Consider the following 15,777-nt stretch of genomic DNA (forward strand, 5'->3'; position numbering starts at 1 on the left):
CATGAAGGACGCGTTCGGGGCTCCCCAGTCCCTGCTGGTGCTCGGCGGCGGCTCCGAGATCGGGCTGGCCACCGCGCGCCGGCTGATCGCCCGCCGCACCCGGCGGGTGCACCTCGCCGGACGGCCCTCCCCCGCGCTCGACGCCGCCGCGGCCGAACTGACGGCGCTCGGGGCCGAGGTGCACGTCAGCGCGTTCGACGCGCTGGAACCCGGCACGCACGAGGAGGTGCTCGGCAAGATCTTCGCCGAGGGCGACATCGACATGGTGCTGCTCGCCTTCGGCGTGCTCGGGGACCAGGCGCGCGACGAGCAGGAGCCGACGGCCGCGGTGCGCGTCGTGACGACCAACTACACGGGGGCGGTGTCCGCGTCGCTCGTCTGCGGCGCCGCGCTCCAGCGCCAGGGACACGGCTCCCTGGTCGTCCTCTCCTCCGTCGCCGGCGAGCGCGCCCGCCGGGAGAACTTCATCTACGGCAGCAGCAAGGCCGGGCTCGACGCGTTCACGCAGGGGCTCGGGGACGCGCTCCACCCCTGCGGGGTCCATGTCATGGCGGTACGGCCCGGGTTCGTGCGGACGCGGATGACCGGGCATCTGCCTGCGGCGCCCTTCGCGACGACGCCGGAGGTGGTGGCCGCCGCGATCGAGGCCGGCCTGCGCCGGCGGGCCGAGGTGATCTGGGTGCCGGGGCGGCTGCGGCCGGTGATGGCTGCCTTGCGGCATTTGCCGAGGCCGCTCTTCCGTAGGGTCACCGCGGCGAGGTAGTCGGCGCCCCTGTCCCCCCGGGCTGCCCCGTCCTGCCGGTTGAGGGACCACCTCACGGTGGCGGGTCGCGCGCGCAGTTCTCCCCCAGCCTGGCGGCTGGGAGGTGCCCCCACGCGCCCCTGGTGGGTGCGGGTACTCCCGGGTCAGGAACGGGTCAGCGTGGAGCCGTCACGCGGCGGGTGTGCTGGTGGGGGAGGGCGGGGGGCTCTTCCGTGGCGAAGGGGTAGACGCGGAGCTGACGCCAGACGTCGTCGGGGCCCTGCTCGTAGAGGGCGAAGCCGGACGCCGTCCACTCCGCGGAGAACCCCGCCAGCTCCAGCTGCGCGCGGTCCATCGCCTCCTCGGCGATGCCGTGCGCGACGGTGACGTGCGGGTGGTAGGGGAACTGGAGCTCCCGGGCCACCGGCCCGGACCGCACCTGCTCCTGGAGCTCGCCGCACGCGGCGTCCCCCTCGGCGACCCGCACGTACACCACCGGCGAGACCGGCCGGAAGGTCGCGGTGCCGTCCAGCCGCATGACGAACGGCCGGCCGCCCGCGGCGACCCGGGCGAGGTGCCGGTCGAGGCCGGGCAGGTCCTCGCGGAGCACCTCGGTCGGCGGGAGGAGGGTGATGTGTGTGGGGATCGCGTGCGCCGCCGGGTCGCCGAACCCGGCCCTGCGGTCCTGGAGCAGCCGGCCGTAGGGCTCCGGGACCGCGATGGACACGCCGATGATCGTGACACCCACTGCGTTCACCCCTTCCCGGGTCGCCTCGCGGCCGCGCTCGTGTGCTGTGTGCCGCGTGTGATGCGTGCTCGTCGTCCAGCTCAGTGTCGCGCGCATGCGTACGAACCGGACAGCGACGTGTGTCACAGCCCGATCCGTTCCGCGCCCGACCCTCGGTTCTTCGGTTCTTCCGTGCTCTGGTGCTGCGGTTCCTCAGTGCTTCGCGGGCAGGAAGCCCATCCGGTCGTAGGCCAGCGCCAGCGTCTCGGCGGCGACGGCCCGCGCCTTCTCGGCCCCCTTGGCCAGGAGGGAGTCCAGCGTCTCCGGGTCCCCGAGGTACTCCTGCGTGCGCTCGCGGAACGGCGTGACCCACGCCACGAAGATCTCCGCGAGGTCGGTCTTGAGCGCACCGTAGCCCTTGCCCGCGTACTGCTCCTCCAGTTCGGCGATTCCGGTACCGGTGAGGGCCGAGTGAATCCTGAGCAGGTTGCTGATGCCCGGCTTTTCCGTTTCGTCGTAGCGGACGACCGTGTCGGTGTCCGTGACGGCGCTGCGGAACTTCTTCGCCGACACCTTCGGCTCGTCCAGCAGGTTGACCAGACCCTTGGCGGACGCGGCGGACTTGCTCATCTTCGCGGTCGGGTCCTGCAGGTCGTAGATCTTCGCGACCTCGCGCACGATGTGCGCCGCGGGCAGGTTGAAGGTCGCGCCGAACCGGCCGTTGAACCGCTCGGCCAGGTCCCGGGTCAGCTCGATGTGCTGCCGCTGGTCCTCCCCCACCGGCACCGCGTCGGCCTGGTAGAGCAGGATGTCGGCGACCTGGAGGATCGGGTACGTGAACAGGCCGACGGTGGCGCTGTCCGCACCCTGCCGGGCCGACTTGTCCTTGAACTGCGTCATCCGGGACGCCTCGCCGAAGCCGGTGATGCAGTTCATCAGCCAGCCGAGCTGCGCGTGCTCGGGCACGTGGCTCTGCACGAACAGCGTGCAGCGGTCCGGGTCGAGGCCGGCCGCGAGCAGCTGAGCCGCGGCGAGCCGGGTGTTGGCGCGCAGCGTCGCCGGGTCCTGCGGCACGGTGATCGCGTGCAGGTCCACCACCATGTAGAAGGCGTCGTGGGTGTCCTGCATGGCCACGTACTGGCGGATCGCACCCAGGTAGTTGCCCAGGTGGAAGGAGCTGGCAGTGGGCTGGATGCCGGACAGGGCACGCGGTCGCTGGTTGGCCATACCCCCATTCTCTCAGGCCGCCGGGCCGCTCCCACACCCCTGTGCGATGCCGTCGGCCCGGTGCACAGGTGCAGGTCCGCGGGACGTTTCACCGGCCCGGCGGTGAGCGACGATAGAGGGAAGGGGCATCACCCCCGCCCCGCTCCAGGCCCGGCCTGGCTCCTGACGCACGACGAACGGAGTGAGCACGTGACGATCCACCCCGGCATCCCGGATTCCGGCGGCGCCCCGGCTCCCGGCACCACCGCGACCGACCGCGAGATCGCGGCCGTCGAGGAGCACAGCGCGCACAACTACCACCCGCTGCCCGTCGTCATCTCCTCCGCCGAGGGCGCGTGGGTGACCGATGTCGACGGCCGCCGGTACGTCGACATGCTCGCCGGGTACTCGGCGCTGAACTTCGGCCACGGCAATCCGCGGCTGATCGCCGCCGCCAAGGCCCAGCTCGACCGGGTGACCCTCACCTCGCGGGCCTTCCACCACGACCGGTTCGCGGAGTTCTGCCAGGCCCTGGCCGAGCTGTGCGGCAAGGAGATGGTGCTGCCGATGAACACCGGGGCGGAGGCGGTGGAGACCGCCGTCAAGACCGCCCGCAAGTGGGGCTACCAGGTCAAGGGCGTGCCCGACGGCCGGGCGAAGATCGTGGTGGCCGAGGGCAACTTCCACGGCCGCACCACGACGATCGTCAGCTTCTCCACCGACCCCGAGGCCCGCGCGGACTTCGGCCCGTACACGCCCGGCTTCACCGTCGTCCCCTACGGCGACCTCGCCGCCATGGAGGCCGCGGTCGACGAGGACACGGTGGCCGTGCTGATCGAGCCGATCCAGGGCGAGGCCGGCGTCCTCGTACCGCCGCCCGGCTACCTCGCCGGGGTGCGGCGGCTCACTCGCGAGCGCGGGGTGCTCCTCGTCGCCGACGAGATCCAGTCCGGCCTGGGCCGCACCGGCCGCACCTTCGCCTGCGAGCACGAGGACGTCGTCCCCGACGTGTACGTCCTCGGCAAGGCGCTCGGCGGCGGTGTCGTCCCCGTCTCCGCGGTCGTCGCCTCCCGCGAGGTGCTCGGTGTCTTCCGCCCGGGCGAGCACGGGTCCACCTTCGGCGGGAACCCGATGGCCTGCGCGGTCGGCATCGAGGTGGTCGCCATGCTGCGGACCGGGGAGTTCCAGCAGCGGGCCACCGAGCTCGGCGACCACCTGCACCGCGAGCTCGCCGCGATCGCCTCCGGCGGGGCGATCAGGGAGGTGCGCGGGCGCGGGCTCTGGGCCGGGATCGACGTCGATCCCGCGATCGGGTCCGGGCGCGCGCTGACCGAGCGGCTCCTCCGGCGGGGGGTCCTCGCCAAGGACACCCACGGGTCCACGATTCGGCTCGCGCCCCCGCTGACCATTTCCAAGGAGGACCTCGACTGGTCCCTCGCTCGCCTGCGGGAGGCGCTGGCCTGACCCCTCAGGCTGCCCCGTCCTGCCGGTCACGGGACCTTGCGGTCCGGCCGTGGTTGTTCGCGCAGTTCCCCGCGCCCCTGGTTCTGTGCGGCTCCTTCCGCGGAAAGAGGGTCACCTACCAAGGGGCGCGTGGGGGCACCTCCCAGCCGCCAGGCTGGGGGAGAACTGCGCGGCGAACCCCCACCGGCAGGTGGTCCCTCAACCGGCAGGACGGGGCAGCCGGGCGGGTCAGGGGCGCCCTGGACTCAGGGGCGCGCCGCGGGGCTGAGCCGGCACGTCACGCCGATACGATTCCACGCGTTCATCGTGACGCACATCGCGAGGAGCCGAGCCATCTCCGCCTCGTCGAAAAGCCCCGCAGCCTCGTCGTAGACCGCGTCGGCGACCCCGTGGGCGCCGAGGTGGGTGACCGCTTCCGCCAGCGCGAGAGCGGCCCGCTCGCGCGCGGTGAAGAAGGGCGTCTCGCGCCACACCGTCACACCGGTGAGCTTCTGCTCGCTCACCCCGTGCGTGCGCGCGTCCGCGCTGTGCTTGTCGACGCAGAACGCGCAGCCGTTGAGCTGCGAGGTACGCACCCGCACCAGCTCGCGGACGACCGGGTCGAGCCCGGCGGCGGCGGCCTTGTCGAGGGCGAACATGGCCTGGTAGAAGTCCGGTGCCTGCGCGCGAAGGTCGATCCGGGGCGGAGGCGGGGCCACGGTGTCCTCGGTGGTGGTGGCGGGAGTCTGTTCGGCTGTGGTCATGCCCCCAAACGTAGCTGCGAAGTGGCTCCGTCCCGTGGTCCACTTGAACCATGAACGCACGGGCCAATTCGGGCCACCGGGATCAGCCCTCCGAGTCGGGGCGCGCCGGCGGGTACGACCTGCTGCTGGATCTCGCGGTCGGCCGGGACCGGCGGGTCGGGGCGCGCGCCGGGCTGGAGGCGGCGCTGCGGGAGGCGGTGCGGGACGGGCGGCTCGCACCGGGGACCCTGCTGCCGTCGAGCCGCACCCTCGCCCGCGACCTGGGACTCGCCCGGAACACCGTCGCCGACGCGTACGGGCAGCTCGTCGCCGAGGGCTGGCTGACCGCGCGGCAGGGGTCGGGGACGAGGGTCGCGGCGCGGCAGGGCGTGACGGCGGTCCCGGCCGCGGCCGCCGCGCCGCGCGGCGGCGGCACCGAGCACGGCATGGTGCCGGACCCGGTGCGGCTGCCGTACTCGCTGTGGCCCGGCTCGCCGGACGTCTCGGCCTTCCCCCGGGCCGCCTGGAGCGCCGCCGCGCGCCGGGCGCTGACCGCGGCGCCGAGCGAGGCGTTCGGGTACTCCGATCCGCGCGGGCGGCCCGAGCTGCGGGAGGCGCTCGCGGCGTACCTGGCGCGGGTGCGGGGGGTGCGGGTCGACCCCGAGCTGCTGGTGATCTGCACCGGCTTCGTCCAGGCGATCGGCCTGCTGGCGCGGGTGCTGTACGCCCGCGGCGGCCGCCGGATCGCGGTGGAGGAGCTGGGCTTCCCCGACACCCGCACGCTGCTGCGGGTGTCGGGGCTGAAGACCGTGCCGCTGGCGCTGGACGCCGACGGCGCCCGGGTGGACGGTCTCGGCGACGCGGACGCGGTCCTGCTCACGCCGGCGCACCAGTTCCCGACCGGCGTCCCGCTGTCGCCCGAGCGGCGCACCGCCGTCGTGGACTGGGCCCGCGCGACCGGCGGCCTGGTGATCGAGGACGACTACGACGGCGAGTTCCGCTACGACCGGCAGCCCGTGGGCGCGCTGCAGGGTCTGGCTCCCGAGCACGTGGTGTACGCGGGCACCGCCAGCAAGAGCCTGGCCCCCGGGCTGCGGCTGGCGTGGATCACGGTGCCACCGCACCTGAGGGACGCGGTGGTCCGGGAGAAGCGGATGGCCGACCACCACTCGCCCGTGATCGACCAGTTGACGCTGGCGGAGTTCATCGGGTCCGGCGCCCACGACCGGCACGTGCGGCGGATGCGGCTGCGCTACCGGGCCCGCCGGGACCGGCTGGTGGCCACGCTCGGCGAACGCGTCCCCTCGGTGCGGGTCTCCGGCATCGCGGCCGGACTGCACGCCGTCGTCGAACTCCCCCCGGCGGCGGGCCCGTTGGACGCGCTGGTCGCCCGGGCCCGGGAACGCGGGCTGGCGCTGGGCGACGTGGACCTGCTGGGTGCCCCGGAGTCCGGCACGGCTCTGGTGATCGGCTACGCGACCCCGCCCGACCACGCGTTCGGGGGCGCGCTGGACCTGCTGTGCGAGGTGCTGGCGGAGTTCTGCCGCTGAGCGGGGACACCGTCCGCTCCCCCGCGCGCCACCCGGGTCCGGGCCCTCTCCCGGCCCCGGACCCGCGTCGACTCCGCTACGGCGCGGAGTCCTTGACGTTCGAGCTGAGCGCGTAGGCGCGGGTCGGCGAGACGCTGCCGTAGGTGTGGTCGGAGGAGGTGGGCCGCCCCTGCGCGTTGAGGCCTATGACGTCGTCGAACGTGCTGACGTGGGCGCACTTGCTGAGCTTGGAGTTGGCGCCGTCGAGGGCCTGCTTGGTGTCGGCCGGGGTCGAACCCGCCTTGCCGCCGGGGAACACGGTGCCGGTGGTCCAGTCGTTGCCGATCAGCAGCACGATCCCGGTGCCCGTGCCCTGCTTGACCGCCTTCGAGGGCAGCCCGAGCGCTTTGGCCACGCTCTGGGCCTGCGCCTGCTCACCGGCCGGGTAGCTCAGCAAGGTGGTCGCGGCGGAGGCGCCGTTGCCCGAGGTGGTCTGCTGGCTGAAGCCCTTGTCGATCAGCTCCTGCGCGATCGCGCCGGCCCGGCCGCCGGTCTCCGTGCCGTTCTGCACCGTCACGGCGATAGTGCTCGGCGGCACCGTCGGCGCGGCGGACGCCTTGGTCTTCCCGCCGCTCGCGGTGGTGAGGGACTGGTCGTCGATGATGGTCTTGAAGAGCGCGGGGGCGCTCGGCTTGCTGATCAGGGTCTCCGAGACGCCGTTCACCGTGGTGTCGTACGTCTGCAGGGTGGCGTAGGTGATGCGGTTCTGCGGGACCTTGTTGAGGTCGTTCGCGAGGCCGATCAGCTTGGACGGGGAGTCCAGGGAGTTGTCCACGGTCAGCGCGGAGGTGGCCGCGTTGGCGAGCTTCCACAGCTTCGTCGGGCTGCTCAGCGTGCCGTGGCTCTTGAGGGTGCCGACCAGGGAGTTGAGGTAGATGTGCTGCGCGACCGTACGGCCGCGGCTGTCGCTGGAGTCCCCGAAGCCGTGCCGGGTGCGGAGGAACTCCAGGGCGGCGTCGCCCTTGAGGGTGTGGTCGCCCTTCTTCAGCTTCAGGTGGCTGTAGGGGTCGTAGACGTTGTTGTCGACGCATATGGGGACCCCGCCCACCGCGTTGGACATCTTCACCACGCCGTCGAAGTCGACCATCATGAAGTGGTCGATGGTTATCCCGGTGAGCTGGTGGACGGCGTCCACGCTGCACCCGGGACCGCCGTTGAGCGCCGCGTTGATCTTCTGGTCGGTCTGCGGCCCCATCGAGGCGTGGCCCTTGTCGTGGCAGCCGCTCCAACTGGCCACCAGGTCGCGCGGGATGCTCATCACCGTCGCGTTGGAACGGTCGGCGGATATGTGCAGCACCATCTCCACGTCGGCACGGGCGCCGCTGGAGTCTGCGGCGCCGCCGAGCTTCTTGTCGGCCGCGTCGGCCCGCGCGTCCGACCCGATCACCAGGATGTTGATCGGGGTGCGGCCGAACGCGTCGGGCTTCTCCTTGCCCGCGCCGTTCTTGCCGTTCGCGGACAGGTCGTCGGACTTGATGTTGCCGGTCAGCTTGAAGTACGCGTACGCGCCCGCGCCGCAGCCGACCAGCAGGAGGAATCCCATGGTCAGGCCGACGATCTTCAGGGCACGCCGGCCGCCGCCGCGCTTCCCCCGGCCCCTGCTCCTGCGCGCCGCCGCGCGCCCGCCCGGCCCCGGCCCCGCTCCCGGCCCCGTTCCCGGTATCGGACCAGAGGGCGGGGGAGCCTCTCCGGGCCTCCTCGCGCCATGCCTCCGGGAACCATGGGAGGACCTGGTCATACGCACTTCCCCGCTACCTCGAGCCGATGGCACCTGTCTGGAACGCCTACTGAGACCTAGCAAACCCCCGTCAGGTTGCAGTCGGCTTACAACCTCACAGCGATTCTTCACCGCAACCCCGTGCACGACTGCGGCGTTCGGTGCGATTGCGGTCACACCGCCCCACCGGTGTGACGCGCCCCACACCGATCGGCACCGTGCCGCGCCGTACGCGTACGGCCCCTCCGCTCATCGACGTGAGCGGCGGGGCCGTACCGGACCGGGCCGACGGGCCCGGGTGGATCAGATCAGGCCGAGGGCGCGGACCGCGTCCCGCTCCTCCGCGAGCTCCTGCACGGACGCGTCGATGCGCGGCCGGGAGAAGTCGTTGATGTCCAGGCCCTGGACGATCTCGTAGCGGCCGTCCTTGGTGGTCACCGGGAAGGAGGAGATCAGACCGGCCGGCACGCCGTAGGAACCGTCGGAGACGATGCCCATGGAGGTCCAGTTGCCGTCGGCGGTGCCGTTCACCCAGGTGTGGACATGGTCCAGGGCGGCGGAGGCGGCCGAGGCGGCGGAGGAGGCGCCGCGGGCCTCGATGATCGCCGCACCGCGCTTGGCGACGGTCGGGACGAAGGTGTCGGCGAGCCACTTCTCGTCGTCGATCACCTCGGCGGCGTTCTTGCCCGCGATCTCCGCGTGGAAGATGTCCGGGTACTGGGTCGCGGAGTGGTTGCCCCAGATGGTGACGCGCTTGATGTCGGCGACGGCGGCACCGGTCTTCTTCGCGAGCTGGCCGAGCGCGCGGTTGTGGTCGAGCCGGGTCATCGCGGTGAAGCGGTCGGCGGGTACGTCGGGGGCCGCGGACTTCGCGATCAGCGCGTTGGTGTTCGCCGGGTTGCCGACGACCAGGACCTTGATGTCGTCGGCCGCGTGGTCGTTGATCGCCTTGCCCTGCGGCTTGAAGATGCCGCCGTTGGCCTCCAGCAGGTCGCCGCGCTCCATGCCCTTGGTGCGGGGGCGGGCGCCGACCAGCAGCGCGACGTTGGCGCCGTCGAACGCGACGTTCGGGTCGTCGGTGATGTCGATGCCGCGCAGCAGCGGGAAGGCGGCGTCGTCGAGCTCCATGGCGGTGCCCTCGGCCGCCTTGAGGCCCTGCGGGATCTCCAGCAGCCGGAGCCTCACCGGCACGTCCGCGCCGAGCAGGTGGCCCGAGGCGATGCGGAAGAGGAGGGCGTAGCCGATCTGGCCGGCCGCTCCGGTGACGGTGACGTTGACGGGAGTGCGAGTCATTGCCTTCTCCTGGCCTTCTTGCTTCGGGTGGTGCTGCGGGCGGTACTGCGGGATCTGGTCGCCCCGGCAGTGGCCCGAGCGGCCCCGAACGTGGATCTCTCGGCGTCAAGAGAGCCGTCCGCCAGGCTATCGCGCGCCGGACCGGGAGATGACGCGGCCTCCTGTGGCCCGGGTCACCGGAGGGACACGGCGGGTCGTGCGGGCCGGGCGGGGTCCGGCGGCACCGGGTGCGCCGGTCCCGTCAGCCGACGCAGACGCCGAGCAGGATCAGGCCGATGCACAGCTGCGACGGCGACGCGCTCGGCGACGGGGACGGGGTGGTGCTCGGCGGCGCGGAGGACGCCGGAGGCCCGGAGGTGCCGGTGGACGTGCCGCCGCTTCCGCTTCCGCCGCCGGTGGACGGCGTGGTGGCCGGGCCGCCGGCGCCCTTCCCGCCCGGCGTGCCGGAGGCCGGCGTGCCGCTCGTGCTGCCCGCGGCGGTGCCGGACGCCGACGGCTCGTCCGTCCCCGAGAGGGGCTGGTCCATGGCGGCGGGGTCCTGCGCGCCCGGGTCCGCGGTGGCGCCCGGCCCGGTCGCCCGGGGCGAACCGCCCTGGTGCCGCTGCCCCGGTGCGGAGGTGCCGGGCCCGGCGGGCGCCGACGCCGACGGGTTCGCCTCGCCCGCGGGCGCCCGGCCGGTGCTCGGGCCCGCGGTCAGCAGCACCGCGATCAGCGCGCCCACCGCGAGCAGGCCGATCCCACCCAGCAGCAGGAACCGCCGCCCCTTGCCGGGCAGCCCCTCCTCCGCGCCCAGCGGGTCCAGCGGATCGGGGGACGGCACCGGCCGCCCCCTGCCGCGGTCCCCCGTGCCGTGGCTCGCCTTCTCCGCGAGCCGCCACAACGCGCCGATCCGGTCGTAGTCCGCGCCGCTCGCCTGCGCCAGCACCTCCACCGCGTCCAGCGGCGGCAACTGGCGCCCGGCCAGGGCCCGTTCCCAGGTCTGGGCGGACTGGGCGGTCCGCGCGGCCAGCGCCGGCACGGTGAGTCCGCTGCGGTCCTTCATCCGGCGAAGCTGCGTGGCGAGCCGCCGCATGTCCAACGGAATGCGGTCCGCCAACGGCTCCCACTGCGCCACGGCAACCCCTCGCCCTCACCCGCGCCCTACTCCCGGTCCACGCTAGGACGAAGTTCCCCCAAGAGAAGGGGTTTCGGCCGAATTCCCGTGGAATGGGCACGCCCGTGGTAGGGGGACCCAACGAAGAGGTGCGTTCTGCCGGTTGAGGGACCACCTCCGGTGGGGGTTCGCCGCGCAGTTCCCCGCGCCCCTGGTGGGTGACCCTCCTTACGCGGAGGGAGCCGCACTTACCCAGGGGCGCCTGGGGGCACCTCCCAGCCGCCAGGCTGGGGGAGAACTGCGCGAGAAGCCACCCGCTCACGGGTGGTCCCTCGACCGGCAGGACGGGGCAGCCTGGAGGGTCCGCTAGCGAACCGAGAAGTGGATGATGTCCTCGAGGAAGGGGATGCGGATCAACGGGTCCGGCTGCGCCATGAGCGCGAGCAGCACGATCGCGGCCCCGAGTATCCCGTAGGTGATCACATCAGTGAACCTGCTGCGGATCGCGAGCATCCCGACGTTGGTGAGCGCCCACCGCAGGACCGCCCCGAGCAGCAGCGCCGCACCGATCAGGAGCGTGCCTGCACGAAACGCCCCGGTCGCCGTGACGATGAGCCCGATGATCGCGCCGGCGATGACGACGATGATCGGCCACTGCCGCGCGGGGGCCGGAGCGTCGCCGCCGGCCGCGCGGCCGCCGCCCTCGGGCCGCGCGGTGCTGCGGGTGATCGCGGGCCGGCCGCCCGGCTCGCGGGGCGCCGCGTTCGCGGTGCCGTCCGGCACGTCTGCGGGCCCGCCCGCCGCCTCAGCCGACATGGCCCGCCGCCGCGCGCTCGGCCGCTTCCACGACGTTCTGCAGGAGGAGCGCGCGGGTCATCGGCCCGACCCCGCCCGGGTTCGGCGAGAGCCAGCCGGCCACCTCGGCCACGCCCGGGTGGACGTCGCCGACGATCTTGCCGTCCTCGTCGCGGCTGACGCCGACATCCAGCACCGCCGCACCGGGCTTGACGTCCTGCGGCTTGACGATGTGCGGCACGCCCGCCGCGGCCACGATGATGTCGGCCTGCCGCAGCTGCGCCGACAGGTCCCGGGTACCGGTGTGGCAGAGCGTCACCGTGGCGTTCTCGGACTTGCGGGTGAGCAGCAGCCCGATCGACCGGCCCACGGTGATGCCGCGGCCGACCACGACCACGTGCGCCCCGTTGATCTCGACGCCGTGCCGCCGGAGCAGTTCCACGATGCCGTTGGGCGTGCAGGGCAGCGGTCCGGGGACACCGAGCACCAGACGGCCCAGGCTCATCGGGTGCAGCCCGTCCGCGTCCTTCTCTGGGTCCATCAACTCCAGCACCCGGTTGGTGTCGATGCCCTTGGGCAGCGGGAGTTGGACGATGTAACCCGTGCACGCCGGGTCGGCGTTGAGCTCGTGGACGACCGCCTCGATCTCCTCCTGCGTGGCGGTGGCGGGCAGCTCGCGCTGGATGGAGCCGATGCCCACCTGCGCGCAGTCGCGGTGCTTGCCCGCGACGTACCACTTGCTGCCCGGGTCGTCGCCGACCAGCAGGGTGCCGAGGCCGGGCTGGACCCCGCGGTCCTTGAGCGCCTGGACGCGGACGGTCAACTCGGACTTGATCGCGGCGGACGTGGCCTTGCCATCGAGAATCTGGGCGGTCATACCCCCATACTCGCGGATCGACACACCGGCCGACCAATCCGCCCGCGAACCGGACGCTTCCCGGAGGACGACCCGGCATCAACCGGCACCGACCCGGCACCGACGTGACGGCGTACCGGCGCCGAACCAGGCAACCGTGCCCCTTGCGCGGCTGCCCGCCCGGGCCCGACGATGTGCGCGCACGCCCCGTCCCCCGCCGCTCCAGCCGCCAAGGAACCCGCTCGTGAGCCAGCCCCCCGGTCCTGCCGACCCGTACGGTCCACCGCCCCCGCAGCCCTACGGCCCGCCGCCCTCCGGCGCCCAGCCGCCGTACGGGCCGGGCCCGTACCCCCAGGGCGGCCCGCAGCCGCCCCACCCGCAGGCGTACGGCGCCGGGCCGGGCTACCAGGCGGGGCCGTACGGCTACCCGCCGGCGGGCAACCTGCCGCAGGGCATGCCCCCGACGGCGAGCTGGGGCGCGCGCCTCGGCGCCCTCCTGCTGGACACCCTGATGTTCAACCTCATACCGAGCGGGCTGTTCTTCGCCGGGTACGGGCGCTTCGTGGGCAAGGTGCTCGACGCGTGGCAGACCTGCGACGACCACAACATCGACCGGGCCGACTGCACGACCCCGCACATCCCCGCCAGCTCGGTCCTGCTCATGGTGATCGGCTCGGTGCTCTCGCTCGCCGCGTTCCTCTTCCTCTGCTACCGCGAGGGTTCCACCGGGCAGACGCCCGGCAAGCGCATCGTCGGCATCCGGCTGCTGCGCGAGGCGGACGGTTCCGCCCTCGGCTTCGGGCTCGCCTTCGGCCGCCGCATCCTGCACGGCCTCGACGCGCTCCCCTGCTGCCTCGGCTACCTCTGGCCCCTGTGGGACGAGAAGCGCCAGACCTGGGCGGACAAGATGGTGCATACGGTGGTTGTCCGCGACGACGCGTAGCGGGGTGCCCCTGACCCCCCAGGGTGCCCCTGGCCGCCGGTTGCGGGACCTTGCGGTCCGCGGTGGTTGTTCGCGCAGTTCCCCGCGCCCCTGGTTTGTGCGGGTCCCTCCGCGAGAAGAGGGTCACCACCAAGGGGCGCGGGGAACTGCGCGGCGAACCCCCACCGGCAGGTGGTCCCTCCACCGGGGGACGGGGCACCCTGGGGGGTCAGGGCACCCCGGACCGCTCAGTGGAAGAAGTGGCGGGTGGAGGTGAAGTACATGGTCACGCCGGCCTCGCGGGCGGCCTCGACCACGGCCTCGTCGCGGATCGAGCCGCCAGGCTGAGCCACCGCCTTGACGCCGGCGGCAGTCAGCACCTCCAACCCGTCCGGGAACGGAAAGAACGCGTCGGACGCCGCGTACGAACCCGCGGAGCGCTCCGCCCCGGCCCGCTCCACCGCGAGCTTCGCCGAGTCGACGCGGTTGACCTGGCCCATGCCGACCCCGACGGTCGCGCCGTCCTTGGCCAGCAGGATCGCGTTGGACTTGACCGCTCGGCAGGCCCGCCAGGCGAAGGCGAGGTCGGCCAGGGCGTCCTCGGACAGCGGCTCGCCGGTCGCGAGGGTCCAGGTGGACGGGTCGTCGCCGTCGGCCTGGAGGCGGTCCTTGGCCTGGACGAGGACGCCGCCCTCGATCGGGCGGTACTCCGTCGTGGCGGCGGGCGCGTCCGCGCAGCGCAGCACGCGGATGTTCTTCTTGCGGGCCAGCACCTCGACGGCGCCGTCCTCGTAGGCCGGCGCGACGATCACCTCGGTGAAGATCTCCGCGACCTGCTCGGCCATCGCCACGGACACCGGGCGGTTGACCGCGATGACACCGCCGAACGCGGAGAGCGGGTCGCAGGCGTGCGCCTTGCGGTGCGCCTCGGCGACGTCCGCGCCGACCGCGATCCCGCACGGGTTGGCGTGCTTGATGATCGCCACGCAGGTGCCGTCGTGGTCGTAGGCGGCCCGGCGGGCGGCCTCGGTGTCGACGTAGTTGTTGTACGACATCTCCTTGCCGTGCAACTGCTCCGCGCCCGCCAGGCCCGTACCGCTGCCGTCGGTGTAGAGCGCGGCGCCCTGGTGCGGGTTCTCGCCGTAGCGAAGGGTGTTGAGGCGGGTGTAGGTGGCGCCGGTGAAGGCGGGGAACTCGTCGTCCGCGCTGTAGCCGTCCAGGAACCAGGAGGCCACCGCCACGTCGTAGGCGGCGGTGTGCTGGAACGCCTCGGCGGCCAGGCCCTTGCGGGCCGCGAGGTCGAAGCCGCCGTCGTTGACCGCGGCGAGCACGTCGGCATAGCGGGCGGGGCTGGTGACGACCGCGACGGAGGGATGGTTCTTGGCGGCGGCGCGGACCATGGAGGGGCCGCCGATGTCGATCTGCTCGACGCACTCGTCGGGGCTCGCGCCCGAGGCGACGGTCTCACGGAAGGGGTAGAGGTTCACCACGACCAGCTCGAACGGCTTGACGTCCAGCTCCTCGAGCTGCCGCCGGTGGTCCTCCAGGCGCAGGTCGGCGAGGATGCCGGCGTGCACGCGCGGGTGCAGGGTCTTCACCCGGCCGTCCAGGCACTCGGGGAAGCCGGTCAGCTCCTCGACCTTGGTGACGGGGACGCCGGCGGCGGCGATCCGCCCGGCGGTCGACCCGGTCGAGACCAGTTCGACCCCGGCCGCGTGCAGGCCGCGGGCCAGGTCCTCCAACCCGGTCTTGTCGTAGACGCTGATCAGCGCGCGGCGGATCGGCCGCTTCGTTCCGTTCCCCTGGGGAGTGTCCTGGGAGGTGGCGCTCATGCCGGAATCAGTACCTTTCGTCCCTCAATGCGGTAGCCGTCGCGCGACAGGCGTCCCACCACGTCGACGAGCAGCCGTCGCTCGACTTCCTTGATGCGCTCGTGGAGCGCTTCCTCCGTGTCGTCCGGCCGGACCTCGACCACGCCCTGGGCGATGACCGGGCCGGTGTCGACGCCGTCGTCGACGAAGTGGACGGTGCACCCGGTGACCTTGGCGCCGTAGGCGAGCGCGTCGCGCACGCCGTGCGCCCCCGGGAAGCTGGGCAGCAGCGCCGGGTGCGTGTTGACGAACCGGCCGCCGAACGAGGCCAGGAACGTCGCGCCGACGATCTTCATGAAGCCGGCCGAGACCACCAGGTCCGGGTCGTACGCCGCGGTGGCCTCGGTGAGGGCGGCGTCCCAGCCGGCCCGGTCGGCGTGGTCCCGCAGCCGCACGGTGAACGTGGGCAGTCCGGCGCGCTCGGCGCGCTCCAGGCCCTCGATCCCGTCGCGGTCCGCGCCGACCGCCACGATCCGCGCCCCGTACCCGGGGTCGGCGTCGATCGCGTCGAGCAGGGCCTGGAGGTTCGTGCCGGAACCGGAGACGAGGACGACAAGGCGGGCGGGAGTGCGGGCGGCCACGGACGGGGCCTCTCTCGGGCGTGCGGGAATCCCGCGAACGGGGACCCTGGCGGCTGTATTTCGGGCTGCTTGGATGTTTCTATGAGACCGGGACCGTTCGAATTCGGGGAACCCTACGAGAGCGCCGGCCGTCAGCAACGATACCGGCACTCCGGACAGCCCCCACGGGACGGGGGAGCGTGCGGGCGGTAGCGTCTGC

The 15,777-nt window shown here is 73.1% G+C and carries 14 protein-coding genes; 4 read left to right on the plus strand and 10 right to left on the minus strand.

Going from position 1 to position 15,777, the window contains the following annotated elements; genetic code table 11:
• Position 1: 1 nt before the first annotated feature.
• A complete protein-coding gene (locus tag C4U44_RS17755) occupies positions 2–763 on the plus strand; it encodes a decaprenylphospho-beta-D-erythro-pentofuranosid-2-ulose 2-reductase (protein WP_103886813.1) in 762 nt (253 codons plus the stop codon).
• A gap of 154 nt (positions 764–917) precedes the next feature.
• Here the strand turns inward: C4U44_RS17755 and C4U44_RS17760 are convergent, their stop codons facing one another.
• Entirely contained in the window at positions 918–1,490 is a 573-nt protein-coding gene (locus C4U44_RS17760; RefSeq protein ID WP_200823300.1) for a 2'-5' RNA ligase family protein, read from the minus strand.
• Between the two features lie 192 nt (positions 1,491–1,682).
• A complete protein-coding gene (gene trpS, locus C4U44_RS17765) occupies positions 1,683–2,696 on the minus strand; it encodes a tryptophan--tRNA ligase (RefSeq protein WP_103886815.1) in 1,014 nt (337 codons plus the stop codon).
• Positions 2,697–2,903: 207 nt separating this feature from the next.
• Here trpS and rocD point away from each other — a divergent pair, with 207 nt between their 5' ends.
• Positions 2,904–4,139 (plus strand): ornithine--oxo-acid transaminase, encoded by a 1,236-nt coding sequence (gene rocD / locus C4U44_RS17770; RefSeq protein ID WP_407642865.1) that lies wholly within the window; start codon positions 2,904–2,906, stop codon positions 4,137–4,139.
• Positions 4,140–4,384: 245 nt separating this feature from the next.
• Here rocD and C4U44_RS17775 read toward each other — a convergent pair whose 3' ends face one another.
• Positions 4,385–4,882: a carboxymuconolactone decarboxylase family protein gene (locus C4U44_RS17775; RefSeq protein WP_103886816.1), complete on the minus strand. Its 498-nt coding sequence runs from the start codon at positions 4,880–4,882 to the stop codon at positions 4,385–4,387.
• Positions 4,883–4,932: 50 nt separating this feature from the next.
• Between C4U44_RS17775 and pdxR the strand changes: the two genes are divergently transcribed.
• Positions 4,933–6,411 (plus strand): MocR-like pyridoxine biosynthesis transcription factor PdxR, encoded by a 1,479-nt coding sequence (gene pdxR, locus C4U44_RS17780; RefSeq protein ID WP_103886817.1) that lies wholly within the window; start codon positions 4,933–4,935, stop codon positions 6,409–6,411.
• Between the two features lie 76 nt (positions 6,412–6,487).
• On the opposite strand, the gene C4U44_RS17785 is transcribed toward pdxR, so the two are convergent.
• The 5 genes from C4U44_RS17785 to C4U44_RS17805 form a co-directional block, all read right to left on the minus strand.
• Entirely contained in the window at positions 6,488–7,993 is a 1,506-nt protein-coding gene (locus C4U44_RS17785) for an LCP family protein (protein ID WP_103886818.1), read from the minus strand.
• A gap of 477 nt (positions 7,994–8,470) precedes the next feature.
• Entirely contained in the window at positions 8,471–9,460 is a 990-nt protein-coding gene (locus C4U44_RS17790) for a malate dehydrogenase (RefSeq protein ID WP_103886819.1), read from the minus strand.
• Between the two features lie 241 nt (positions 9,461–9,701).
• On the minus strand, positions 9,702–10,574 hold the full coding sequence (locus C4U44_RS17795; protein WP_103886820.1) for a helix-turn-helix domain-containing protein: 873 nt from the start codon (positions 10,572–10,574) through the stop codon (positions 9,702–9,704).
• A gap of 345 nt (positions 10,575–10,919) precedes the next feature.
• The gene (locus C4U44_RS17800) at positions 10,920–11,369 is read right to left on the minus strand and encodes a DUF3017 domain-containing protein (RefSeq protein ID WP_103886821.1); all 450 of its coding nucleotides are present in this window, start codon (positions 11,367–11,369) and stop codon (positions 10,920–10,922) included.
• The gene (locus tag C4U44_RS17805) at positions 11,359–12,225 is read right to left on the minus strand and encodes a bifunctional methylenetetrahydrofolate dehydrogenase/methenyltetrahydrofolate cyclohydrolase (RefSeq protein ID WP_103886822.1); all 867 of its coding nucleotides are present in this window, start codon (positions 12,223–12,225) and stop codon (positions 11,359–11,361) included. Before C4U44_RS17805 ends, C4U44_RS17800 begins: the two co-directional genes overlap by 11 nt.
• A gap of 223 nt (positions 12,226–12,448) precedes the next feature.
• Here C4U44_RS17805 and C4U44_RS17810 point away from each other — a divergent pair, with 223 nt between their 5' ends.
• Positions 12,449–13,147, plus strand: a complete 699-nt coding sequence (locus C4U44_RS17810; protein ID WP_103886823.1) for an RDD family protein — start codon at positions 12,449–12,451, stop codon at positions 13,145–13,147.
• Between the two features lie 227 nt (positions 13,148–13,374).
• Here the strand turns inward: C4U44_RS17810 and purH are convergent, their stop codons facing one another.
• Entirely contained in the window at positions 13,375–14,958 is a 1,584-nt protein-coding gene (gene purH / locus C4U44_RS17815; protein WP_103886824.1) for a bifunctional phosphoribosylaminoimidazolecarboxamide formyltransferase/IMP cyclohydrolase, read from the minus strand.
• Positions 14,955–15,578, minus strand: coding sequence for a phosphoribosylglycinamide formyltransferase (gene purN, locus C4U44_RS17820; protein ID WP_103886825.1), 624 nt, complete (start codon positions 15,576–15,578; stop codon positions 14,955–14,957). The genes purH and purN overlap by 4 nt, the downstream gene beginning before the upstream one ends.
• Positions 15,579–15,777 lie beyond the last annotated feature (199 nt).

The sequence above is a fragment of the Actinacidiphila yanglinensis genome (assembly GCF_900107965.1).
Taxonomy (GTDB): domain Bacteria; phylum Actinomycetota; class Actinomycetes; order Streptomycetales; family Streptomycetaceae; genus Actinacidiphila; species Actinacidiphila yanglinensis.